Annotated in this window: 19 protein-coding genes; 4 read left to right on the top strand and 15 right to left on the bottom strand. The window is 45.0% G+C overall.

Annotation, left to right across the window (positions count from 1 at the left end):
- Nucleotides 1-264 precede the first annotated feature (264 nt).
- The 8 genes from PTQ21_RS21490 to PTQ21_RS21455 form a co-directional block, all read right to left on the bottom strand.
- Nucleotides 265-738, bottom strand: coding sequence for a hypothetical protein (locus tag PTQ21_RS21490; protein ID WP_063563861.1), 474 nt, complete (start codon nucleotides 736-738; stop codon nucleotides 265-267).
- A 65-nt stretch (nucleotides 739-803) separates the two neighbouring features.
- Nucleotides 804-3,314: a WG repeat-containing protein gene (locus PTQ21_RS21485; protein ID WP_274567069.1), complete on the bottom strand. Its 2,511-nt coding sequence runs from the start codon at nucleotides 3,312-3,314 to the stop codon at nucleotides 804-806.
- 180 nt (nucleotides 3,315-3,494) lie between these two features.
- The gene (locus PTQ21_RS21480) at nucleotides 3,495-3,752 is read right to left on the bottom strand and encodes a hypothetical protein (RefSeq protein ID WP_274567068.1); all 258 of its coding nucleotides are present in this window, start codon (nucleotides 3,750-3,752) and stop codon (nucleotides 3,495-3,497) included.
- A 7-nt stretch (nucleotides 3,753-3,759) separates the two neighbouring features.
- Nucleotides 3,760-5,490 (bottom strand): hypothetical protein, encoded by a 1,731-nt coding sequence (locus PTQ21_RS21475; protein WP_274567067.1) that lies wholly within the window; start codon nucleotides 5,488-5,490, stop codon nucleotides 3,760-3,762.
- 4 nt (nucleotides 5,491-5,494) lie between these two features.
- Nucleotides 5,495-9,010 carry a DUF4132 domain-containing protein gene (locus PTQ21_RS21470; RefSeq protein WP_274567066.1) on the bottom strand — a complete coding sequence of 1,172 codons (3,516 nt, stop codon included), beginning with the start codon at nucleotides 9,008-9,010 and terminating at the stop codon, nucleotides 5,495-5,497.
- A gap of 48 nt (nucleotides 9,011-9,058) precedes the next feature.
- Nucleotides 9,059-10,210: a VWA domain-containing protein gene (locus PTQ21_RS21465; RefSeq protein ID WP_274570544.1), complete on the bottom strand. Its 1,152-nt coding sequence runs from the start codon at nucleotides 10,208-10,210 to the stop codon at nucleotides 9,059-9,061.
- Nucleotides 10,211-10,233: 23 nt separating this feature from the next.
- Entirely contained in the window at nucleotides 10,234-12,636 is a 2,403-nt protein-coding gene (locus tag PTQ21_RS21460; RefSeq protein ID WP_274567065.1) for a DUF5682 family protein, read from the bottom strand.
- The gene (locus tag PTQ21_RS21455; RefSeq protein WP_079695947.1) at nucleotides 12,624-13,724 is read right to left on the bottom strand and encodes an ATP-binding protein; all 1,101 of its coding nucleotides are present in this window, start codon (nucleotides 13,722-13,724) and stop codon (nucleotides 12,624-12,626) included. Before PTQ21_RS21455 ends, PTQ21_RS21460 begins: the two co-directional genes overlap by 13 nt.
- Before the next feature lie 482 nt (nucleotides 13,725-14,206).
- On the opposite strand from PTQ21_RS21455, the gene PTQ21_RS21450 reads away from it, so the two are divergent.
- The 4 genes from PTQ21_RS21450 (at nucleotide 14,207) to PTQ21_RS21435 (ending at nucleotide 17,666) form a co-directional block, all read left to right on the top strand.
- Nucleotides 14,207-15,397: a cytochrome P450 family protein gene (locus tag PTQ21_RS21450; protein WP_274567064.1), complete on the top strand. Its 1,191-nt coding sequence runs from the start codon at nucleotides 14,207-14,209 to the stop codon at nucleotides 15,395-15,397.
- A 39-nt stretch (nucleotides 15,398-15,436) separates the two neighbouring features.
- Nucleotides 15,437-15,781: a ribosomal L7/L12 family protein gene (locus PTQ21_RS21445; RefSeq protein ID WP_064638052.1), complete on the top strand. Its 345-nt coding sequence runs from the start codon at nucleotides 15,437-15,439 to the stop codon at nucleotides 15,779-15,781.
- A gap of 172 nt (nucleotides 15,782-15,953) precedes the next feature.
- Entirely contained in the window at nucleotides 15,954-16,238 is a 285-nt protein-coding gene (locus PTQ21_RS21440; RefSeq protein ID WP_063563870.1) for an ArsR/SmtB family transcription factor, read from the top strand.
- A gap of 246 nt (nucleotides 16,239-16,484) precedes the next feature.
- Nucleotides 16,485-17,666 carry an MFS transporter gene (locus tag PTQ21_RS21435; RefSeq protein ID WP_274567063.1) on the top strand — a complete coding sequence of 394 codons (1,182 nt, stop codon included), beginning with the start codon at nucleotides 16,485-16,487 and terminating at the stop codon, nucleotides 17,664-17,666.
- A 98-nt stretch (nucleotides 17,667-17,764) separates the two neighbouring features.
- Here PTQ21_RS21435 and PTQ21_RS21430 read toward each other — a convergent pair whose 3' ends face one another.
- From PTQ21_RS21430 to PTQ21_RS21400, 7 genes are all read right to left on the bottom strand, one after another.
- Nucleotides 17,765-18,520 carry an SDR family NAD(P)-dependent oxidoreductase gene (locus PTQ21_RS21430; RefSeq protein WP_076288692.1) on the bottom strand — a complete coding sequence of 252 codons (756 nt, stop codon included), beginning with the start codon at nucleotides 18,518-18,520 and terminating at the stop codon, nucleotides 17,765-17,767.
- Between the two features lie 338 nt (nucleotides 18,521-18,858).
- Nucleotides 18,859-20,586, bottom strand: a complete 1,728-nt coding sequence (poxB, locus tag PTQ21_RS21425) for a ubiquinone-dependent pyruvate dehydrogenase (RefSeq protein ID WP_274567062.1) — start codon at nucleotides 20,584-20,586, stop codon at nucleotides 18,859-18,861.
- 225 nt (nucleotides 20,587-20,811) lie between these two features.
- Complete coding sequence (locus tag PTQ21_RS21420) at nucleotides 20,812-21,573, bottom strand: SDR family NAD(P)-dependent oxidoreductase (RefSeq protein ID WP_090950098.1); 762 nt, start codon at nucleotides 21,571-21,573, stop codon at nucleotides 20,812-20,814.
- Between the two features lie 167 nt (nucleotides 21,574-21,740).
- Nucleotides 21,741-22,046: a Dabb family protein gene (locus tag PTQ21_RS21415; protein ID WP_063563875.1), complete on the bottom strand. Its 306-nt coding sequence runs from the start codon at nucleotides 22,044-22,046 to the stop codon at nucleotides 21,741-21,743.
- Nucleotides 22,047-22,259: 213 nt separating this feature from the next.
- On the bottom strand, nucleotides 22,260-22,508 hold the full coding sequence (locus tag PTQ21_RS21410) for a type B 50S ribosomal protein L31 (protein ID WP_063563876.1): 249 nt from the start codon (nucleotides 22,506-22,508) through the stop codon (nucleotides 22,260-22,262).
- A 144-nt stretch (nucleotides 22,509-22,652) separates the two neighbouring features.
- Nucleotides 22,653-22,919 (bottom strand): HPr family phosphocarrier protein, encoded by a 267-nt coding sequence (locus tag PTQ21_RS21405; protein WP_063563877.1) that lies wholly within the window; start codon nucleotides 22,917-22,919, stop codon nucleotides 22,653-22,655.
- 167 nt (nucleotides 22,920-23,086) lie between these two features.
- Nucleotides 23,087-24,154: an NAD(P)-dependent alcohol dehydrogenase gene (locus PTQ21_RS21400; RefSeq protein ID WP_274567061.1), complete on the bottom strand. Its 1,068-nt coding sequence runs from the start codon at nucleotides 24,152-24,154 to the stop codon at nucleotides 23,087-23,089.
- Nucleotides 24,155-24,159: the final 5 nt, after the last annotated feature.

Genomic DNA, 24,159 nt, shown 5'->3' with positions numbered 1-24,159 from the left:
TTCTCAATATCGCGCAGTGTTATATACGCCCAATTAATATCTCACAGCCCATTGATTAGCTACTACCTCAATACGGAGCAAAAATACCTCTATACGGATAATAAATGGATCATTCAGAATTATTTCAAATGAAAATTCAGGCAAACATAAAAAGACCATATGGAACATATGGCCTCTTACCGATGAAGACTGGCTAACTTCGTTATGAATAATCCGGGGCAGAAAATTGATCTCTTTGAAAGATCCTAACCACCCTTATAGTTCTCATACTTTATTCGAAATTTCAATGTTCTCTGCTCGCACCTTATTCCTTTGCAAAACCCTATTTTCTACTATTGCGTAAATCACCCCCGCAAGCGCAAATAGCCAGATGGAAGTCGCTCGGTTCAGATAATACGACTCGATCATGTAGTCACTGAACATCTGCTCAAATACCCATGAACCTAATAACCCGCAACCAGCACTATATACAAACACCCTGGCAATAACAAAAGGAACATATTTACGCAGAAGCCATGAAATTGGACTTACAACTACAGTATAAAATGCGAATACATATGGACTAAAGGTGATAAAAATCAGTAGAAAAAATATGTGACCCGCATTCCGCAAACCATAATACTCGCTCGTTCCAATTTTGAACCCTTCCAGAAATTCAAGTGCGACCACAGCACTCAGCATCACGATAACAAACTCAATCCCTAAAACCAGAAAACGTTGAACCGCATTCAGCAACAATCCAAATCCCCTCCCCTATCTAAACACCATTCGTAGGCATTAGGTTACGGGGTGACATGGATTGGTTACGGCTGCTCGTGAAAAGCTTTCCAGAATGAACCCTCTGTATTAATGATATCCTTGATCTGCGTAAAAGGAATTGTAAATGTCGGAAATCCCGCGACATAAGGAGCGATTTCATAAGGGCTAAAATATAGATGCAGTGCATCCGCTGTGACAAAAAAAGGCTGATCCGGGCTGATTCCCTCATACGTGTCCGGAAAAACATAAGAGTACTGCGGATCATTCTTGATCTGATCTCCTACGATTTTGCTAAGTACCTTCACATAATCACTGTTCGGTTTAAACAAATCCTTGAGTTCATACATCTGACCACTGCTCAGATTAATGATCGCATAGATCATCGTTGGCATGCCGTGTGCTGCACCAGCCGGGTAGTTATAACCCGTAAGTTTGAGTTGAAGCAATTGCTGTTGGTAGAACGTAATATCAAAACCCCCTGTATACGTGTAATCCAGCTTCTGATCCGCGGGGATTGGCTTCACTTGGGAAAGTGCCTTTAACTTGGCGTTTACTGCAAGCTGAACGGCTTGATCGGTTAACCCTTCCACCTGCGGATAATACACGAGGTAATCGGGGTTTGGCTTATATTTCTCTTCCCGTACACGATAAGGCGGGTGAAGAGGAACGATTGTATTTTGGCGCCAGATGATCTGCCCGGTTCGGTTTACATAGGATACACGCTGGTCCACATATGCCTTGATCAGATCGGGAGCTACCAATTCGAGTGTGCCCGAGCCTTCAACACGGGGGTATCCTGATGCAGGTCGGCCATTTAGATCCAGAAAGAACGTTTGTGTTCCATTTGTGGCTGAAGCCAGCCCTCCCTTGTAATTCGATACATCCGTATATACAAAATCCGAAAGTTTCCTACCATTGACATCTGCAATTGCATAGACCGATCCGATAAAAGACTGTTTGGGATCAATCGCTTGCCCCAAGGCCAGCCGATGTTCTCCCAGATCTCGAATGTCATTGTAGGCGGGTTGGATGGTAAATGTGCCCTGAGTATTAATAACGCCATAGATGGAGTTGTAATCCTCCGCTGTATTCACAATAGCGTACCCACCACTGAACGGAAATGCCGAGGTAAAGCTCGGCTGAATTCGGACATGACCACTTTCGTCGATATAACCGTATTTACCCGATGCTTCTTTCTGAAAAGGAAGTAATCCGTCACCCAGAGGTCCTACATAGGCATATGGATACGTCGCCAGCCGCTGACCATTTCGATTAATTAACGCATATTCATTATCTTTGATCTGTACAACGGCCTTGCCATCCTGAAAATCGTTCGCTGAAGCGAACTGCGCCCGAATGACCTCATTTCCAGAGGTATCCAAATAACCGTAACGACTGACTTCCCCTCCTGCCTGACTGCTGTCTGAAAGGTAAAATAGCGCTCGGCCGTCCTTCACATCGGCAATAAACGGATATGCCCGTTTGGTCAATACTGCGCCTTGTTCATCAATCATCTTGAACCCTTGGGAATCAATGACTATGGCCCGACCTTCTGTGAAAGAATTAATGGAATCGTATACAGGTTGAACGACAAATTGACCGTTAAGATTGATGATGCCAGTCTTCCCGTCTTTTACGACGACAGCCAGGCCATTTCGTTGAAAGTCTTGGGCATCGTCAAGTATCGGTTCAAGACGAATACGACCTTGGGCGTCCATATAACCCCACCGGGTTCCAGTTGTTGTTCTAACCGATATCGGAAATAACCACGTCGTTTCACGCGGTCCCTCTGTGCCCATGGCTTGCCTAATCTTCTTTTCCAGATCAAGCAGAACTTCCCGTGAAGGGTAGGGGTCACTGAAACTTAGCGCTTTTTGGACCGAAACGAGTGCAGCAGGAAATAATCCGGCTTTATACTGAGCGTCCGCAAGATAATACCAATAGAAAATATAATCTGGATGTTGTTCTGCCAATTGTTCGTAATACTGTACGACCTTAGGGAAGTAATACGGATATACATCTGTTGCGGGAACCCATTTACCATTCTGCCAGCGGATGATCTCGACCCGATAAGCTTCACCTGTATCATGAATCCAGAGTGCAATTTCTACTTTGCCATCTCTGCCGTGGTGACCCGGCATATCAATGATTTCCGCATGGCTGTAATACAAATCTTCTGGCGCCTGATCTGTCAGTCCTGATTCCGTCCAATCGTATACAGCAAGCTTCGACCAGATCGCACCGATCTGCCAGCCGACAATGAGATTGTTCCGCGCCGTGGATGTCACCGATGCCGCTGTCAGCAAGGTAACACCATAACCCAAACCTTTCGTCAAAGACATCTTGATCCAATGACCCTGGTAAAATTTCAGAACTAGCAGCATTAATTCTCCGCCCTGCTCATATACAGCAGCAATTTCCGGCATTCCGTCTCCGGTTAAATCTGAAGCGTAAATGGCCGGATGTTTGACCGGTTTATCAATGGTGACGACAGTCGCGTCAGCCGGGATATGTTGATTGACAATTTGCGTTAACAGAGGTTCACTCATGGACATGCCTGTTTCCTCCTTAAGACAGCATTCGCCTAATGGTATGGGTATGCATCATAAGCGGGGATATGACATCTCAGCGAATATAACCGTTAACTTTGGAGGTTCAAAATCCTAATTTACTCAAATGAAATATAAAGAATTGCAGAGGCTCATGCTTCTGCAATTCTTTATGTGTAAATCCGTTCAGGATGATTCCTGAGTGCTGAGCTGTACATACTGTGTGAGGCGGCAATAATGAAGCAACATAAGCTCCTCATCGCCGCTCCCCAAAGCGGTTTTTCGTCCCTCTTCGATCATGTGTTCCAATATTTCACGAAGGAAAGTCATTTGGAACCTCGAGGTCTCCACGATTAGCTGTTCCAATACTTCAATATCTTTCAGTGTGAATTGGGATAACCCGCGAAGAAACAGCTCTTCTGACCAGCTGCTGATCTTCTGCATCAACTGACTATAGTCTTCCAATTCTCCCCGTCCTTCCATAACCCGTATCCAGTTTCAGACTGATCACTGTTGGACCCTTCAGGAAGCTGATCGGGTATATCCGTTGTTGCTCTATACGCACGAAAGCATAAAAGTTTTCGAGTGTTCCTGTTCCATAACCCGACTCCAACCTTTTGATCATGGTCTCCCATTCCGTTGAATAAGGAAGAGTCAGATCCAACGTCTCCCCATGGTCACTCTCCATCGTTAGAATAAAGTCCTGTGATTTCTTATCGAAGCGATGCTCTACAACCCGGGCAACCTTGATCATCGCCAGTCGTTCTTTCGGAACGGAAAACAACTCAAATGAGCGTGCATCCTCAGCGAGTACGGAGGGTATATCTTGCATGTACTTGCCCAGATTCACCTCTTCAACTCCTGTTCGGGGCAGTAACGTAAGTTTTGCACCTTCCCCGGAGGAGAGTCTATGCTCTTCATTTGCTTTGACCGAGCGAAACTGCACCTCTTCCCCGGAAAATTGACGAAAAGTCAGATTGGGCAGCCATGGAGTGAAGGAACCATAATGCTCTGTATATGAGAACTGATTATCTTCATAGTATACCGCCCGCACATCGCTGTACGTATAGATCTCCGCATCATCAAAGCAATAGAAATAATAAGTAATTCCACGGTAACCAGAGCGTGTCTCCCATGCATCAGCACCCAATCCATACAGATGCAGCTCTGGAACCGTATAGTATTTACTTCGGAAACTGCCAATGAGCTGACTTTGTTTGAATGCAGATACCTTCTCTTGTTCAAGCACCTGTAATGCAAGATACAACTTGCTTACCCGATCAAGCATCGATTGCATGGAGAACCGTACATGTCGGTTAAAAAACAATTGCAGTTCCCCCTGAATCCCGCGTAAACTCCGCTCAACGTCAGGAAGATGACCACTATGGGCCGCAATCGCCAGTGTCTCCAATTGAGCCATATACGATTGTGGTAGACGAGCAAGTCCCGTCTTTAGCAGACCTGTCAGCATGGAACGACATTCCCGCACCGTTTGAAGTGAAAACGTGGCATCATGGACTCTTCCACTTATGGCTTCCGTATCAGCCAAACCTTGTTGCATCCGATACCGTAATAATGCTTCAAGTTTGGCCATATTGCCGGCAGTTTGTTTTACTTTGCACAGGGCCTTAGCCAGACTAGCTTCTTCTGTAAACGAAACCTCTATTTCTTGTTTCACTAGACGCACTGTTAGAAGAGTATCTTCCAATACTTCAATCTGCTCCGGATATCTTAATCGGAACAGAACCTCCTCAATTAAGGAAGAGCTATACGACTTAATCAAAGGAGCAAGATCCGATTCCACCATCCAGCGGAAGCGGGACTCCGTTACCAGACCAGACTCAGGTTCCAACTCTGCTGATGACGATGCTTCACCCTGATTGAATGTATCTTCTGTCTGATGTTCCCGTTGATAATACAAAATCGAAATCAGTATATGTTTGCAAATGTTGTCTGCCGGACAGGAGCACTCCCAATGATCCAGCGTATTTTCAAGTGTACAATGTGTACCATCACTCAACTGACAACCCACAGAGGCTTCGTTCCAAGTGTATTGCACAGTCACGCCAATATCCAACTCTTTCAGAGACCGTTTGTACAACCCTTTGTTGGCATGTCGAATCAAATAATCCTCTGTACACAGCTTCGAAAATATCCGGAATTTCTGTTCAAATCCACTCACGTGATCAACGTCCTGACGCTCTTAAAATATCATAGATCGTCTCACTGAACACACGACCTGCAATTTCACCCAAAGCAATGGACTTGTGATCGCTATAATAATAGTGTTTCTGACTGCCAGGTTTAAAGAAGTGCAGAGATTCCAGCGTGATATCTTCCAATCCTTCATAATATGAAATGCTGGTACCACTGAAGCGCAGTTCTGCGATAAGATCTCCATATTCTTTGTAAAATTCATGATACCAGCCGCCATCCTGTGCTGGACCTTTGATCCATCCGTATTTCTCCAATGCTTTGGGGAATGCGGTGGGAGAGAAATCAGACTCCGGCAAGCGGTCATATTCAACCTTGTTTTTGTCTTCATCCTCAGGCACATGAATTTGACGATTCAGCTGCTCAAACGGCTGCTTGATCTCATAATCCTCCAGCTGCGTTTTCCATCCTTCGAGCGTAGATTGGTCAAGTTCGAGTGGATGAATCAATCCCACCAGCGATCCCGAAGGCAGCTCATATTCATCCTCATCGACGGTATTAAACGTGCCATCCTCCATATAACGGAATGTGGTGACCAACTGACCATCTTCATATGTGCCCCATATCAGACCTACAGCAAATTTCTGCATGATTACATTCTGTAAAAACAATGCTGTCCACTCATCAGCCGACCACAGCCGTTGTTTTGACAAAGATTCTTCCAGACGTTGCGCCTGGATGTTAACCATTGTTTTGAGATCCTTCTTCAATTGTGTGAAACGCGCCTTAGATTGTGCTGCAAGTTCAGCATCATCTTTCTGTGCAGGAGCAGGTAGACTCTTCACAGATTTACCCGTTTCTTCATTTACAACAACGACCTGCATATCTCCATTCACTTTAATCAGGAATGAACGCTCCCCGTAGCTCAGCTGCATCGTTCCATTCTTATCAAAACCAAGTGTGGTGACGAGTCGATCTTCCAATTGTTCCGAGGAGAGTCCCAAATTTTCCGCTGCCAGCTGCAACGCTTCTTCAGCCGCACCCTTAACCTGGCGGTTCTTCACACTGCGTTTAATCTTGTCAATCGCCATAAGAGCAGAAGGTTCCTTAAGATAGGCCAGTACTTTTACAGCATCAGCTGCAATGGCGCCTCGGCTGTTTTCTGTCCATTCCTTAATTTGGGGAGCCAATATATTCACAATTTGAGTATCGCCAAAGAGTGCCGAGAGGTACATTACCCACTTCTCTTTCGCAGAGGCACTCTCCTGAATCCATAACTGTAGCAGCTCGCTCGCAAACCTTGCGAGCGATTCCTGGCTTACATACTCACGTAGTTCATTCAGTCTTTCGTTCGGCGCAGATGTATGATCTATTGATTGCACCAAGATATATTGCTTGATTCGATCATCTAATGGTTGATTGTCCTCTGAACGTATCAGAGAAGGAAGATCGTTCAAGGACAACCAGCTTAGTCTGGTCAGCTTTTTGGCATCTGCCTGATCTGCAAGCGCCGCATGAGCATACTCTGGGCTTTGATCCGCGGTATCCAGCAGAATTTGAATCAGGTTCTTCCATTCGGCAGACTTCTCACCCTTCAGAAGCTCAAGGTATATATCCTTGCTATGATCCAAACTGCGGATGGCGCTCAGAGCCATTTCTTTCACACCCGTTTTTTTCTCCGACCGGTATATTGCCGTATATAAGTCCTGGTCAGGAATCCGATTGAATTCAGATAACGCCACGCCATTTGCCTTTTTGGATGAATCCTGCAATCCAGCACGAATCGCTTCAGCTACCTGTTTAGTCGATAGCTCGTGACGTTGTTCAAAGGTGATTTCCAAAATTAAGATACGCGTGTCCGTGGGCAGTTTCTTGTACTGTCCCAGAGCAAAGTCCAGATTTTGCTGAATGATCCGTCGATATTCATCCTGAGGCATCGATTTGTACTTATAATCGGTCATACCGTTGAGAGAAATCAGACTGGACAGCAATTTCTCTTGTTTTACCTCTGGATCTTGGCCGTAAAGTTCCAACAGCTTCTCACCGCTAAACGCGTAAGATTGATACATATCAGAAACGATATCCAGTGTCCACTCGGGATACGTGGTTAGAATCACGAACCGACGCATCGCCTCCGAATTCAAAGGCAGGAAACTAATACTGATCAAGTTATGAACACGCCTTTTGTCACGATTCAGGTTATTAAACAGTCCTCGACTATTCGGATCTTCCCAGTATTCTTCAAAGGAGCTTTCACCGTTCAAATATCGTGCAATCGCAAGTCCCTGTCTGCCTCCATCTAATGGATGTCGTAGAGCGCTGAATACGGCTTGTTCAACCGTTTCATCCACATCTGGCACTGTGATTCCATGATCCTCCAGCACTTTTTGAATACACAATTTGAGGAATGGGGGTTTTAATATGTGGTATGCACGAATTGCTTGTTCCGGATCATTCACAATCGTTGATTGCAGAAATTGCCATGGTATGGTGTACGATTCGAGTTCATTACGCAACATTTCGATGAGCTGATATGGCTCGTCCAGGGGCACCAGCCCTGACAGCAATTCGTTGGCATTTTTCGTTCTTGTATCCATACTTAACAAATAGCGCCGAACTTCAAGTGGATAGATCTCATGTAATTGGTTTATGGCTTCGAGCAAAATAAGACCGGTCTCACTATTGTTTTCAAGGAAACGTTGTTTGCCGCCACTGATGTTAACCAAATATAACAAAGCATTACTCAAAAGGATCATCGTCTTGTCGAACTCACTGTAAGACAGTTGCTCCTTTTTGGAAAGAGAAGTGTTCGAATAGTTCTCAGCTATAACCTGATTATGCTTCTCCCGGAGAAATTCATCATTTAATTCATATGCAGATTTGTTATGTTTTGTTTGAAAATTGCAAACCACCAGTGGCTCAATCAATGTACGCAATTCGTTCCGCAGCTTACTTGTATCATGGGTCATCACGTGTTGAAATAATGCAGGCAGAGATTGAGTGAACTGTTGTACCTGGGCAAGATGAGAAGGGCTATCATTGAGATATGAATAGAGTCGAAGGAGTATCATTCCATTGATTACATCATGGAAATTCCCCTTCAGTCTGCTCTTTAATTCATCCAAAATTTCCTTCTCTCCAGCATAGCGATTGATTTTCTCCAAACGGGACAGCAAACCGCCCATCCGATCATTGGTTTTGCTCTTTCCACTCAGTCCATAAGCTTCCGAGTCGTTTCCAAGGCAGAGCGTAAAACCATCGGTTCTCCACGAATTTCTTCTGGAATAATTGGATTCCATATGAATTACAATGGCTCCCGCTCGAAAAAAGATGTCTCCGTCATCTTTTTTGGCAATTTTCATGAGTACTTCTATCGTCTGGTACGCATAATGGCTGGAACCTCCCATCATATCAGGAAACTTATCCGTCGTTCCCATCACATAATCAATGATTTCCGAACTCCGGTCCGTTTTCAACGAATATTCATTGGAACACACCTCTGCAAACTTCTCCACCAAAGCTTCTACTGCACGGTCTGCGGTTAACATTACACATTCCTCCTTGAATAAGTTTATAAATGATCTTGTATATAACCATTAAGTAATAATTTCGCCAATCCAGTCTGCCAATTCATTGGGCGTAATCGCAGCTACATGTGCACCCATATTGGATAACGTCTGCGCAGCATGTTTGTTGTACACGGTATCTCCGTTAAAATCGAGTGCGGTCAGCACAAGCAATTTGCAGCCCGTATCCAGAATATCCTTACATGCTTTATACATGTGCTGGATCGGGTAACCTTCCTCTAAATCACTAACGAGAATGTATATCGTTTTCCCAGGATTTTCGATTAACGTTTCACCATAACGGAGTGCCTTGGTAATATGCGTTCCCCCGCCAAGCTGCACATTCATAAGCACATCTACCGGATCTTCCAGCCTGTCACTCAAATCGACAACCTGTGTGTCAAAAATGAACAATTTCGTTCGCAGTGCATTCAGGCGATAGAAAATGCTGGCCATCACCGAACTGTATATCACTGAATCCAACATGCTTCCGCTCTCATCCACACCAATGATGATGTCCCACTTGTTGTGAGACTGGATATTCCCGTCAAAATATAGACGATCAATTACAAATCTTCGATTGTTTTTATCATAGTTCTTCAAGTTCTTGGTAATCGTCTGCTTGAAATTCAAATTGCGCAAGGAACGCACCGAACTGGATGCATAACGGCTGCGTTTCCCCATAATGCTTGCTCTGGTCTGAGATTCCAGTTTGCGTCGCAGATCTTCAACCACGACTCGTACGATTTCCTTGGCGCTCTTTAATACGTCGCCTTTCATTCGTCCTTTAAATTGCATAATGTTCTTGAGTAGGTTCATATTGGGTTCGAGGGATTCGAGCAGCTTTTTGTCCGTTAACAATTCCGTTAGGCCATAACGGTCAAGCGCCTGTTTCTCCAGAATTTCTACCGTTGATTTCGGGAACAGTTCCCTGACCTTATGCAACCATTTGGGGACGGTAAGATCCGAGGGGCCCCTTCCTCCCCCTTTTCTGTAACCCTGCTCTTCACCGTATTCGCGATTATACAGATATCCGAGAATCTCATCGACTTCGGTATATTTAAAATCATCAGGGGAGTAGTCTTCTGCATTCGACAGTCCTTCTTCGGCAGATTCACCTAGAATAAGGCGCCAACGGTTTAAGGTTTCCGCCCGATTCAGCTCTGCATTGTCTTTCACCATTTCCTTGGTTGTATTGAGCTCATTCAGATCAGCTTCCATGCGTCAAACTCCTTCCGAAGGGCTTCATCCCATGTTTTCGTCTGGATCAGCAATCGCTCGTCAACGGAAGGCCATGACATCTCTTCGTTCTCTACCTGATGCAAGTTCGCAACCCGATCCGCAATCAGGCCTGTCTCCATGGGAGTAAAGTATGTAAACGCCAAACGAAGTTCAGGGATCATGCGAATAAACTCTTCATAATCAAGCTGCTCAATCATATAGTTCAACTCCGATAAAAGCTGATCTTCATACAAAAAAGCGTCCCGTGCTACAGAGAACACGCCCTGTAGATAAAGTGCAGTCTGGCGAGTCTGTTCCTGCGATCCCCGGATATATGCACGTGCTCGATCCACGATCTCTTCTCTATGCCTGTCGCCAAGTCCTGAAGATATGGCAATACACACCCCCTCCAGCTGTGCCGGAAGCTGGCTGTCTGACAGAAGTTCATCCAGGTGTGCTCTGAATGGGTCATCCCGAAAATGCTCTTCGGACGATTCTGCCAGCATGGCAAGCAGCTTCAGTCCCTGGACAATCGCTTCATGTTCATCCGGATTCGTTCTTGAGAGCTGCATCAGTTTGTCCACGGCATTGTTATAGGCTTCGGACACGAGGTTGAGAAGCTGCTGTTCCTCAGACAACCCAAGAAGTCTGCGATGCTGCTGAATTCGATTCAAAATATGCAGACTTCCGCACAACGACAAGAAATTCCCATCCTTTCGGAGCGCTGACTTCACTTGTTCATACAGCTTCATTGCGGTATCCTGCAGGCCCATGAGCAGAGCCAGAAGCATGGATTTGGTGAGGTCACCGCTGTGATGATCCGGTATTCCCTGCATTTCCTCTTCCATCTTGCGCGTAGCGGCTTCCCGAATTGTGCCTCCATAGAGCGAGTTTTCGATTAATCGAGCCTCAATTCTGGATGAATAGGTATATACCCACGTCTCCCGAACAAGGTTCATGTCGCGCTGTGCAATCCAATCCGGGCCCGATTGTCGCTTCGCGAAATCCGGAACGAGATAGACCATACATTGAAACAATTGACTTTGCCGACGATGATCTGGTTTGGCATATAAATCAAGTATTTTCTTATGTTGGCCAGTAGTGCGAATTTGAAGTTTTGATTCTGTACAACGTTCTTTGAAATCCTCAACGATCGGAATACTGAATGGGTTGGGAGCTACTTTTCCGATGACATCTCCGGTTAGCAATCTGTGTAGTTCTTGCAGAGGTTTGTCTGAAGCTAACGTAAGTTCACCCTTAACAAAGGAAGAAAGTGTTGCATCCATCAGCTCATAGACTCCGCCTTCCCTTTTTCCTCTCAGTCCTGCGAGTCCCTGAACCATACTGTACGCCTCAATAGCATCGCTGGTTGATACATGTTCATGTCCTTCCCTCAGCTTGCGGGTTAGTCGTGATAACAAGTCCAAAGCGGTCAAATTATACACGGAGCTCTTTTGCCGGAGCAGCTGGGTCCAGATCTGTTCGTAATAATTCACGTAAGGCATGCCGCTTGCATACCCATTCAGCCGATCCGCTTCGGCAAACGTGTAGACCATGGGATACATCTGCTGATGCACCGAATTCTGAGCCTTCGTATGCTTTTGCAACGTCATCTCTTCTGAGTCCGTCCCATGATTCTCGGGTATCAGCAGTCCATACGTATGAAATCCGCCAGTGATAACAAGCACACGTTCATGCTCTTGCCCAGCCTGTTTAATACGACTTCTCATATGAGCTTCTCTTACCAAATCACCTGTACTGTGCAAGCGCTCCGCTGAATAACACATCCGGGATAAGGTACAGTACGTGAATACATCCTGTACAAATGCCTGTGTTGACTTCTCCAGACCACCAATCTCAAATACGTTCTCCCACAATTCATCGAAACTTCGGCAGTTTGTTTTCTGACATAAACGGTGGATAAACTCAGACCCTGCGAGCAAAGTCTCGTCTTGAATGGACCTCTCCCGATGTTCTGCCTTGTTGGGCTTAGAGAAATGATGATAATCCAGGTCAATAAAAGTTGCAGGGATGCTCAGCCGAGCTGCTTCTTTGAGCGCTACATATTCAGGAGAGTAACGAAGCATCGGATAATAACAGGCCGCTCTCTCCTCTTCACTCTCATAGGTGTAGTAAAGACTAACAGGAGGTATGGTCGCCTCATCAGCCAGAACTTGAAGTAATGGATTGCCGCTCTCAGGTCCTTCGATAAGAATGATGCCCGGCTTGTATTCTTCAATCAATCGCAGCAAATGATAGGAACAGGCTGGACTATGATGGCGTATGGGAAAATAAAGCGTTCCGTTGTTCAGGTTATACACCTGGGACTCAAATAGCGTCTTTAACTGGGCAACATCCAGATCCGCTTTTCCTCTTAACCGATCCATTTCTTTTCCTCGTAGTAATCCTTCCAAATTCCCTCTTCTCTGGACCGCTCCTTCACGACCTTAGAGAAGTAGGTTTTGAGGATGGACAGATCCTTGTCGCTTTCTTTCGCTATCGTCCCCAACATGTTTTGCACCAGCCGATCCAATGCGATTCCCTTGTCTTCGTAATAATAGGAAGTCATTGCACTCTGTACATAAACAGATACGGCTTCAGCCGTACTCATGGACGCTTGGGGCGTATCCAACTTGTAACCTTCCCGCGTCGTTCCTGTGCGAAGCTCCATAAATGTCGTGGCCAGCAATTCAACCACATCCGAATTAATCTCGGTGTCTATTCCGCTATGTAATAATAGGCTTCGCGCCTGGGATTCAATAATCTTGGCTTCCATTTTCACACTGCTGATCGGTTTGATCGTCTCAAAATTGAAACGGCGCTTCAGCGCACCACTCATTTCATTGACACCTTTATCGCGAATGTTCGCCGTAGCAATCACGTTAAACCCTGGTTTGGCAAACAGCACACCACCATCCAGCTCAGGTATACTCATTACCTTGTCACTCAGAATACTGATCAGGCTGTCCTGTGCTTCAGCGGGGCAACGTGTAATCTCCTCAAAACGAGTAAGAATTCCTTTCTTCATTCCGTTATACAAAGGTGAGGGCACAAGTGCGGCTTCGGACGGGCCCTTATCCAGCAGCATGGCATAATTCCAGGAATATTTAATCATGTCTTCGGTTGTACCTGCCGTACCCTGAATTGTGTTTAGGCTGGTACCTGAAATGGCTGCGGTTAGCAATTCACTGAGCATAGTCTTGGCTGTCCCAGGCTCCCCTACCAGCATCAAGCCACGATTGCCTGCCAGTGTCACTACTGCACGTTCAATGAGCACATCGTTGCCATAAAATTTTCTCGTAATCGTGATCTCTTCTCCATCCAATATGGCTGGTTTATCCCTGCCAATAATAAAATCACGCACATATGTAGGGGACAACAGCCAGTTTGGAGGGCGTTTTCCCGTATCTTCTTCTCGCAGTGCCCTTAATTCTGTCTCATATAGTGTCTCGGCGGGCGGCTTAAGCATCTCCATCGTCAAGGTTTCTCCTCTCGCATAAACAGATCGTATGTTCTTATTAAGCTTTATCTTATCACAGCAGCCTTTGAACGAACGTAGAAAACGCCAAAAATGGTTGAAACGTCCTTCTTATCGGCATTCTTCCTGAGCCAATGGACATAGTTCGTAGCATAATTGTGAATTACTTATATCGCTGCATTATGGCGACTGCATTCAAAACTAAGTTGAATCCACGTTGTTGTAGTAGAAAACTTCATATTATAGGCCATACGTCCCTATAGTTCATTAAACGCTCCGTAATATGGTTCAAGCAGCTAAAGTATGTATAATATGAAGCTTTTCATACCATATCTCTTAGTCAAAAACATGGTTTCAATCGTTCCAATATTGAATATATAGTGATGCAGGCTTTTCGTATGAAGCTACTTGCCTTAACATATAATCCCTCAGATAAGATTCGTAACATTACGAGCTTTTGATGAGAGGAGATTAACCATTTGAGTACTAATGAAACTTCACAGCCTGAGTTCTTCACCAGAGAATTTACTCAGAACCCTTACCCCGTATATGAAAAGCTGAGACAGAATGATCCCATTTACAGAATCCTGTTCCCTCAGGGTGATTTCGGTTGGATTATTAGCCGATATGAGGATGCAGTCGAAGTATTAAAAGACAACCGTTTCAGTAAGGATGTAGTCAAACGTTATGGACCCGATCAACAAAATATATTCGTGCATAACATGCTTTTTTCCGATCCACCTGATCATCGCCGGTTACGTGGACTCGTACAGAAGGCTTTTACTCCCAGATTGATTGAGGGCATGAGAAGCCATATTCAAGATATTGCTGACGATCTTCTGGATAATCTCAATTCTCAGGATAAGATGAATCTGATTGATGAGTTTGCTTTTCCATTACCGATCATTGTGATCAGCGAGATCCTGGGCGTACCTCTTGAAGATCAGGACAAATTTCGTCTGTGGTCCAATTCCATCATCGATGCGACAAGTGCAGAGCATTCCGAAGTGTTTGAGAAGCATGCCAAGGAATTCATTGATTACCTGAATGCTTGGTTTGCCAAAGTACGCGATCAGCCGGGTGACGATCTGATCAGCCAGCTCGTTGTAGCAGAAGAATCTGGAGAACAACTCACTGAAAAGGAACTGCTCGGTGTAGTTGCTCTGCTGATCATCGCCGGACACGAAACAACCGTTAACCTGATCGGTAATGGTGTACTCGCTCTATTGGAGCACCCGGAGCAACGCGACCTGTTGATCAAGCAGCCTGAATTAATCCATAACGCCGTAGAAGAAATGCTGCGTTATAACGGACCGGTTGAGTTCAGCACATCCCGCTGGGCATCCGAGGACATTGAATTTCATGGACATCACATCGCTGAAGGCGAAATTGTTATTGTAGCGCTGGATTCAGCCAATCGGGATGAAGCGAAATTTAAGGATGCCGATGTTTTTGATATCACTCGCGAGAAGAGCGCACATTTGGCCTTTGGCAAAGGCATTCACCTCTGTCTGGGAGCCCCTCTCGCGCGACTGGAAGGCGAGATTGCCATTAATACGCTGCTTCGCCGCTTTCCTGATATGCAGCTGCAGACGGATGTTAATGAACTTGAATGGAGACCCGGCATGATAGTTCGAGGCGTTAAGGAAATTCCGGTACAGCTTAAATAGATATGTATTTGAAGCAAGGAAAGCGAGGCACCTGACTGCATGGAAATAAACACCATTGTTTTAGTCGTTTTTTTATTTCTTATTCTTATCTTATTAGTTCGCGTCATCAGCTTGCAGACCCAGTTGAATGAATTGAAAAGGGATGTTGAACGTCTGGAAAATGGTTCAGGCAGTACCGCACACTCCCCTCTCAGTTATAACGAATCTGCAATGAACGTATCTCCACTTCCACCGGCACAGGCTGACCTGACTGAACTTGATAAAGAATTGCAGGCACTTGCACAACAGGGCAAGAAAATAATTGCAATCAAAAAGGCTCGTGAGGCGAGAAACCTGTCATTGAAAGATGCCAAAGATTATGTTGAGTCTCTTGAACGCCTGTAATAAGTGAGTTTAGATGGGCTTCCCAACTCCCCGCAAAGGTTTTTGCTTTCAGTTGATTCATGTTCAACTGGAAACAACGATCTTTGCGGGGAGTTTACTTTTTTCAAAAGACATGATAAAGTTATTTCAATATTTATAGAAATAAGAAATAAAGACGAAAGGACCGATTTTGATGCAATCCAATCCGATTGATACTGAACAGGCTGTGAAAATTCACAAAGCTCTTGGAGAACAAACGCGATATAAAATCATTCAGATCCTTTCGGGTGAAAGCAATCTCTGCCCAGCTGATTTAGAGAATCGGCTTGTAACCGTGGCGCTCTCCACTTTATCTCATCACCTGAAACAACTTTCCGATTGTGGTTTGTTGACCTCACAAAAGAAAGGTACGTATATTTACTACAGTCTGAATACGGACACTGTACAGAGATTCGTTCCATATCTGTTGGAGAAGTAAAATTTTTGTTTTATATTTCCATAATACTAGAAATATAAAATCATTATATTGGTAATGCTACCTGGTCCGCTGAGCCTCATCGTAGTCGTATAAATACCCTTTTGCCTTAACACCCGGTACATTTGATAGATTAAGTACTCGCTTTGCCTCATTGGTAGATTAGTTTTTTCTTAATCCTGTTCTCTCGTCTTTATTTCTATATTTCTAAAAATATAATAATTATAATCAGAAAGAGGTTATATACTCATGTCTAACACATGGAAAATCTATGTCCTAGCCTTGGTCAGCTTTCTTGTAGGGACCTCCGAATATGTCATTGCAGGCATTCTAGATCGGATCTCGGACACCATGAATATATCGTTGATTGCTGTGGGACAGCTGATCACAATCTTTTCGCTCATTTATGCTCTCGGTACGCCCATCATTATCGCTTTAACATCCCGCTTGGATCGACGAAAGCTGCTGCTCTACTTTCTGGGACTTTTTGTCGTTGGTAATGTCTTGGCCTACCTGTTACCTGGTTATGGACTCTTTATCGCTGCACGTGTCCTCATGGCGCTGGGAGCCGGAGTCGTCGTTGTAACAGCCTTGACAGTCGCTGCCAAAATAGCGCCTGCAGGCAAACAGGCCAGCTCTATCGCAACGGTCATTACGGGGTTTACCGCATCCCTGATTGTGGGAGTTCCACTGGGAAGAATGGTTGCTGCAGCTTGGGATTGGAAACTTATTTTTGCAGGTATCGCGATTTTGGGTGTGATTGCCATGATTGTTATTGCATCTACGATCCCGCCATCTGAAGGCGAAGCACCCGTTCCTTTGAAAAAACAATTAGCGCTCCTCAAACAACCTCGTATTGGATTTGCGCTACTTGTCAGCTTTTTCTGGTTAGGAGGCTATTCTATTGCGTATACCTACATTTCACCCTACTTGGTATCTGTTGCAGGCATGAGCGAAACGTTGTTAAGTTCCGCTTTGCTGGCTTTTGGAATCGCAAGTCTGATTGGTTCCAAATCTGGAGGATACAGCGCCGATCGTATGGGAGTAAAGCGAACACTTATCCTGGGAATGGCCTTGCATGTCGTAAGTATGCTGATGCTGAACATCACGGCTCATTCAGGTGTGGCCATCTTCATTGTGTTGATTCTATGGTCCTTCTCCGCCTGGTCTTCCGGCCCAACACAGCAATATAATCTGGTTACAATGGCTCCAGAATCGTCCGGGATTATGTTAAGTTTGAACAGCTCGGTTATGCAATTGGCCATGGCTGCTGGTGCCGGTATTGGGGGAATCGCCGTCAGCTCAGTATCATTGTCATCCATCACCTGGATTGGAGCTGTAGGTGTGCTAATTGCAATGATCATCATCATTCTTGCCTATCGTCCGGCAATGGCCACAACAGCACAGAGCAAATCTTCCAATGTGGCATGATTGAGCTTAAGTTTAAGAATAAAAATGATAACACGCAAAAAGAGAGGCACTGTGATATTACAGTAGCCTCTCTTTCTTATTCCAGTCTGATTGGTGCCTTATTGTGCAGTTACAGCACCATCAATGGGATAAACAGCGCCATTAATATAAGGAGCTTCGTCTCCCAGTAAGAAGGATACCAGATTGGCAATCTCATCAGGCTTACCGAGACGACCGGATGGAATGCTGTCAAGGGTTGCTTTAAATACTTCAGGATTATCCTTCCCGAACTGAACCACCATTGGAGTTTCAATCGTACCTGGGGCAATGGCATTCACGCGAATGTTTTCTTTGCCATACTCAATGGCCGCTGTACGTGTTAGTCCAACTACGCCATGCTTTGTCGCTGCATAAGGTGCAACTGCTTGAACACCCACAATACCTGCTGTAGATGCCGTATTGACGATGGAACCACCGCCTGTTTTGAGCATTTCGGTAATCACATACTTCAATCCGTAAAATACACTTCTCAGGTTAATATCAATGATTTGGTCAAACTGCTCGATAGTATGCTCAATTAGTTTGATACCAGGACCAGCGATCCCGGCATTATTGAAGAACATGTCGATTCGGCCGAATTCCTCGATCGTTTTGTTAACATAATTCTCTACCTCGTTCGCCTTGCTTACATCCGTTTGTACAAAAATGGCTTTACCGCCCAGCTTCTCAATCTGTTTTACAGTTTCCTGACCCGTCTCTGCCACGAGATCAACGACCACAATAGATGCGCCCTTCTCTGCCAGCTTCAGTGCAGTCGCTTGGCCCAATCCACTTCCTGCTCCAGTGATAATTGCTACTTTTCCTTTGTGACTCATTTTGATCTCCTCCATGTGTGTTCGTCATCTGTCATCGGATCGGTTAATTCGATATGAAGCGGTCTTGCATCGGAATGCAACATATGTAGGGTGAAAAGCTTTGAATCCTGCCTGACTTTACCTATTTTAAAGGAGTTACAATTTAAAAACAAATCATATAATATGAGTGCATACTATAATATCTATCACATAGTAGACATCTCAAGAAGGGGAATTCCTTAATAAAAGCGTGTAACGTTCCCCTTCTTTTTGGTGAGATGTACAGTTTAATTTCATGCATTTACATTGTCAGATCGACGGTTGAACATGTTGCGATAATGCTAAGGAAAACCTAATACTTATCTTAGCAAATTGGTTTTGGCCAGCTCAATCAGCTCATCGCCACGCCCATTCAGCACCGCCTTCATCATCCATAAGGTGAAGCCTTCGGCCTGTTTTATATTAATCTTCGGAGGCAGGGACAGCTCCTGACGGTTCACCACAACATCAATCAGAACAGGGCCATCATGCTGCAATGCACGCTCTACAGCCTCTTCCAGATCAGCCGGATCTTCAACCCGTATCCCCTCGAGACCCATCGCTTGAGCTACCATGGCAAAGTTGGGATTTACGAGCTCGGTACCGGATTCAAGCAATCCGGCAGCTTTCATCTCCAGTTCAACAAAACTGAGTGCACCGTTGTTAAACACGACAACTTTAATCGGGAGATTATGCTGTTTAAGCGTCAGAAGGTCACCCATCAGCATGGCAATGCCGCCATCACCGGACAAGGAAATCACTTGTCTTCCCGGATCAGACACCTGTGCTCCAATTGCCTGTGGAAGAGCATTCGCCATAGTGCCATGACTGAATGAACCTAACAATCGACGATTGCGGCTCATTTCAATATAGCGAGCCGCCCATACCGTAGGTGTACCTACATCGCAGGTGAAGATTGCATTTTCAGCTGCAACATCACTGATAACCTTGGTTAGATACTGTGGATGAATTGGTGTTTTTCCGGGTTTACCTACGGCAAGCTCATCCAATTCTTTACGAACTTTCTCGTAACGTTCCACACTTTTATGCAAATGTTTGTCGCTATGCTCTTCCGTCAGATAAGGTAATAATGTTTCAATGGTGGCCTTTATGTCTCCGCACACTCCATAATCGAGCTTTGTACGGCGACCAAGGTGTGAAGACTGAATATCCACTTGGAGTACAACCGCATCTTCCGGGAAGAATTGACGGTACGGAAAATCAGTTCCCAGCATCAGTAGCACATCACAGTCCATCATGGCATGATAACCAGACGAATATCCGATTAATCCTGTGAGGCCCACCGAATACGGGTTATCGTATTCCAGGTATTCCTTGCCTCGCAAAGCAATAACCATAGGGGATTTCAAGCGATCACAGAGCTGCATCAGAGGTTCACGTGCACCGGCGCAGCCTGCACCACACAGCAACGTAATTTTTTTGCCTTGATTCAGGAATTCCGCCAGTTTCCGCAGTTCAGGTTCGGAAGGGTGTACAACAGGCTGTGTCGCATGATATACATGCTCCGGCACAGGCAGGTCAGCCGCTTCTAAAGCCGCTACATCCCCCGGCAGTATAATGACGGAAACGCCTGAACGCGCTACTGCGGTCTGCATTGCCATCGTAAAGGAACGCGGCATCTGTTTGGCTGTTGTGATGACTTCACAATAATGACTGCATTCCTGAAACAAATACTCTGGATGAGTCGCCTGAAAATACTCACTCCCGATCTCATCACTCGGAATATGAGCAGCGATGGCAAGTACCGGTACACGGTTCCGATGACAGTCGTACAGACCGTTAATCATGTGCATGTTTCCCGGTCCGCTACTGCCTGCACATACGGCGATACTTCCGCTCACTTGGGCATCTGCCCCGGCCGCAAAAGCAGCAACTTCCTCATGGCGGACATGAATCCATTCAATTTTACCCGAACGACGGATGGAATCGAGTACCGCATTCAAGGAGTCTCCAACGATACCATAGATGCGTTTGACGCCTGCGTTCAATAGTGCTTCGACCAGAACGTCTGCAATTGTTTTTTTCATGACAGGTCGGTCTCCTTTATTCGCTTATTTTGAGTTATGTTTCCACCGCGTTAAACTACCTATTCTTTTACCCCAATCTTTTGAAATTAGAAACAAAATCATATGTATTTATGGATATATACAAAAATCCGCTTGTCATGGACTGACAAACGGATCATGGGTTGTTATGGTTTAAAAAGCGGTTCATTGCATATTTAGTAATTCATTCACATCCATAAATCAATATTAAATGGCAGGCATCACATTGCCACCACTGACCGGGATATAAGCTCCTGTAATAAACGAGGACAGGTCGGAAGCCAGAAATGCTACCGCATTGGCAATTTCCTGATCTTCTCCCCTGCGTTTCAACGGTACAGTTTGAATATAACCCTCATCATGCCCCGACTCACTGTTGCGGTCGCGCTCACTGATCGTCCATCCAGGCGCAACCTGGTTGACCGTAATCTGATATTCGCCTACCTCTTTCGCCAGCACACGGTACAAACCATCCATGCCGCGTTTTCCAGCCGTATATGCAGACTGGGTAGCAAAATTTTGCATCGCACATTCCGTATTGATACCAATGAATCGACCAGTTCTGGCTTCTTTCATATAAGGGATGAATGCTTTGGCAAGATACACACTCTGCATCACACATGATTCGAACTGACTTATATAATCATCCGGTGATTGTTCCAGCACCGTTGTCCAGGCATATTGGATGACTGCATTGGCAACCACGATATCCACATCGCCAAGGCTGGACTGAATTTCATCCCGCATCCGAAATGCCGTATCCTGCTTCGTGATATCGCCCTGAACAATGACCGTTTTCCGACCGATGGCTTCAATCTCAACCTGAAGTTCTCTAGCCTTCGTATCATTATTTATGTAATGCAGCGCGAGATCAGCACCACAGTCTGCCAACGTACGAGCGATGACCCTTCCCAATTGACCGGTTGCGCCTGTCACCAGTGCCGTTTTACCTGTAAGATCCAATTTCATAAGGACAGTCCCCTCCTTTGAGCCACATGTGTAATCACGAAATTTAGTGATGAAAAAAGAAGGATTTAATAATGATTTAACCCTCATTAATTTTCATTAATCAAACTGGAAAACGCTTTCGAAATTCATGCTATTTTCGGTTTGGTTCAATGAGACTCATCATTTTATTAATTTCCGTGCTGAATGAGATCGATTTCCTGGAAGCGACTAACTTCTTTTTCCCACCGTTCTTCCACATATTTGCGGTGAACCGGGTGATCATTATATGCATCATATGCAGCCTGATTGGCGAATACCATCGAAAAACTGTAATCAAACTCGTTCTTTTCGCTCACCTGACGCAGGACCTGGAATTGCTCTACACCGGGAATATTCGCCAGTGCATCCGCACTTTCTTTCAAAAATGCCTCTGCTTCTGGTGTATCTTTACCTGCGTAAAGTGTAAACGTTACCATATGATTGATGTTGCTCATCTCTATTTCCTCCTCCAATATGTCTGACTCTGTTTCCTAGTGTACATCCGAAACTATTGTAAGCGCAATAATTGGTTGAATTAATTTTAGAGGAATTGAATATATATGGGTATTAAAATTACTTTACTCTAAATTACATGAGTTTACCTATCGGCATGTATACAAAAAAACCTCAGGACTAATCCTGAGGTTTTTTTGTAATGGTTGGACAACCTATTTGATGTTGTATTTACGGTTAAATTTATCAACACGACCACCGATGTCCACGTTTCTTTGTTTACCAGTGAAGAATGGGTGGGATGCGGAGCTAGTGTCCACACGGATTACTGGGTAAGAGTTACCATCTTCCCATTCCATTGTTTCGTTCGAGAATTTAGTCGAAGAACTCAGGAATTTGTAATCAGCACTTGCATCGAAGAAAATTACTGTTTGTGTCTTTGGATGGATATCAGCTTTTGGCATAATCTATTTACACTCCTTTAATATGGGTACTTCTTAGAATAGAACTAAATTTTATTATACTCTTTTTTTGGACGAAGTACCAGTCGGAATTGAAGAAACGATAAATATTTTACAATTCACTGTGATTTGCACAGGTTTGAGAGTTCAAGTTAAGCCCTTCTCAAGTACATTTAGCATATATTCCAATGCTTCCAGTTCATCTCTTCCCCGTGTCTGCAATCTCACCACACTGCCATGTCGAATGGGGAGAAGCGCCATTCCGAGCAGGCTTTTGACATCTACACGATGCTCATGATTCGCATCCATAAATGACAATGAAATATCCGAGGCAAAACGCGACGCTTGCGAAGATACAGACATCAGATCATCTCGGTGGAAATCAGAGTGAATCATAAATTCATGTGTTCTCACAACCTTTAGTTCCTTTCGCTAGATGCTGATTAACCCATTTGGTGTGTATCATTTTATATATTAAAATCTTCAAGCATTATACCACGTTATGGAAGCTTATTTAATCCTTTTATGGCGAAAAATACAAAAAAAGAAGCCCTAAATATCAGGGCTCCTTTGAACTAGATTCATTTGCCGTTCGGATACACCATCACTTTCAGACTGCCACTTTTGTTGTGCAATGCCCGTTCCATGGCCTGCTGCGTCTCCTCAAGCGAATAACGGTCAGTAATCAGGGACATTACATCATGCTGGCCTGAACTCAGAAATTCAATTCCCGCCGGATACGTATTGGCGTAACGGAAGATTCCGTATATATCCACCTCGTTGTCCGCGATAAAAGGAACATTCAAGGCAATTTCGTCCTGTGCAGGCAGTCCTACAATAGCAAGCTTGCCTCCTCGCCGGAGCGAATATAATGCCGACTGAAGCGCCTTCGGATTCCCCGCAGTTTCCCAAGCCGTATCTACACCGACGCCGTTCGTTAACTCACGGATCACCGCCTGTGCATCCTCGTTCCGTACATTAATGGTATGGGTTGCGCCCATACGACGAGCAGCCTCTAACCGCACTTCCTCCAGATCGGTGACGATGATGCGTTCTACGCCAAACGATTTGGCAGCTGCAACGGCCATCAATCCAACAGGCCCCATGCCCATAATGGCAAGTGTAGTGCCCGGAGCCAGTTTACTGCGTCTTGCAGCATGAATGCCAACCGAGAAAGGTTCATTCATGGCTGCCTCTTCAAAAGACAGATGATCCGGGATCGGGAAAACCATATCTTCACGAATGGTCATGTACTGTACAAATGCCCCATCCACCGGAGGCGTCGCCAGAAATTGCACGTCGGGACACAGATTATAACGACCTTCTTTGCATGCCGTGCATCGTCCGCAGGTTACCCCGGGCTCAATGGCTACCCGATCTCCTTCTTTCAACCGTGAAACTCTTGAGCCTACAGCCGCTACAATACCTGCACATTCATGTCCAAGTATAATCGGTTTCTCAACTACAAATCGGCCAATTCTACCATGTTCAAAATAATGCACATCCGATCCGCAGACGCCAACGGCCATCACCTGAATGAGCACTTCGTCTTCAGCCGGCTGTGGTACAGCCTGTTCTTCAATGATGATGTGCCCCGGCTCTGTCATGACAGCAGCCTTCATAGTTTCGGGTAATTGATGATCTCCCATATGTT

Source organism: Paenibacillus marchantiae (genome assembly GCF_028771845.1).
Lineage (GTDB): Bacteria > Bacillota > Bacilli > Paenibacillales > Paenibacillaceae > Paenibacillus > Paenibacillus marchantiae.
The sequence above is the reverse complement of the archived record's forward strand: the minus strand, read 5'-3'. Positions and strand labels throughout refer to the sequence as shown.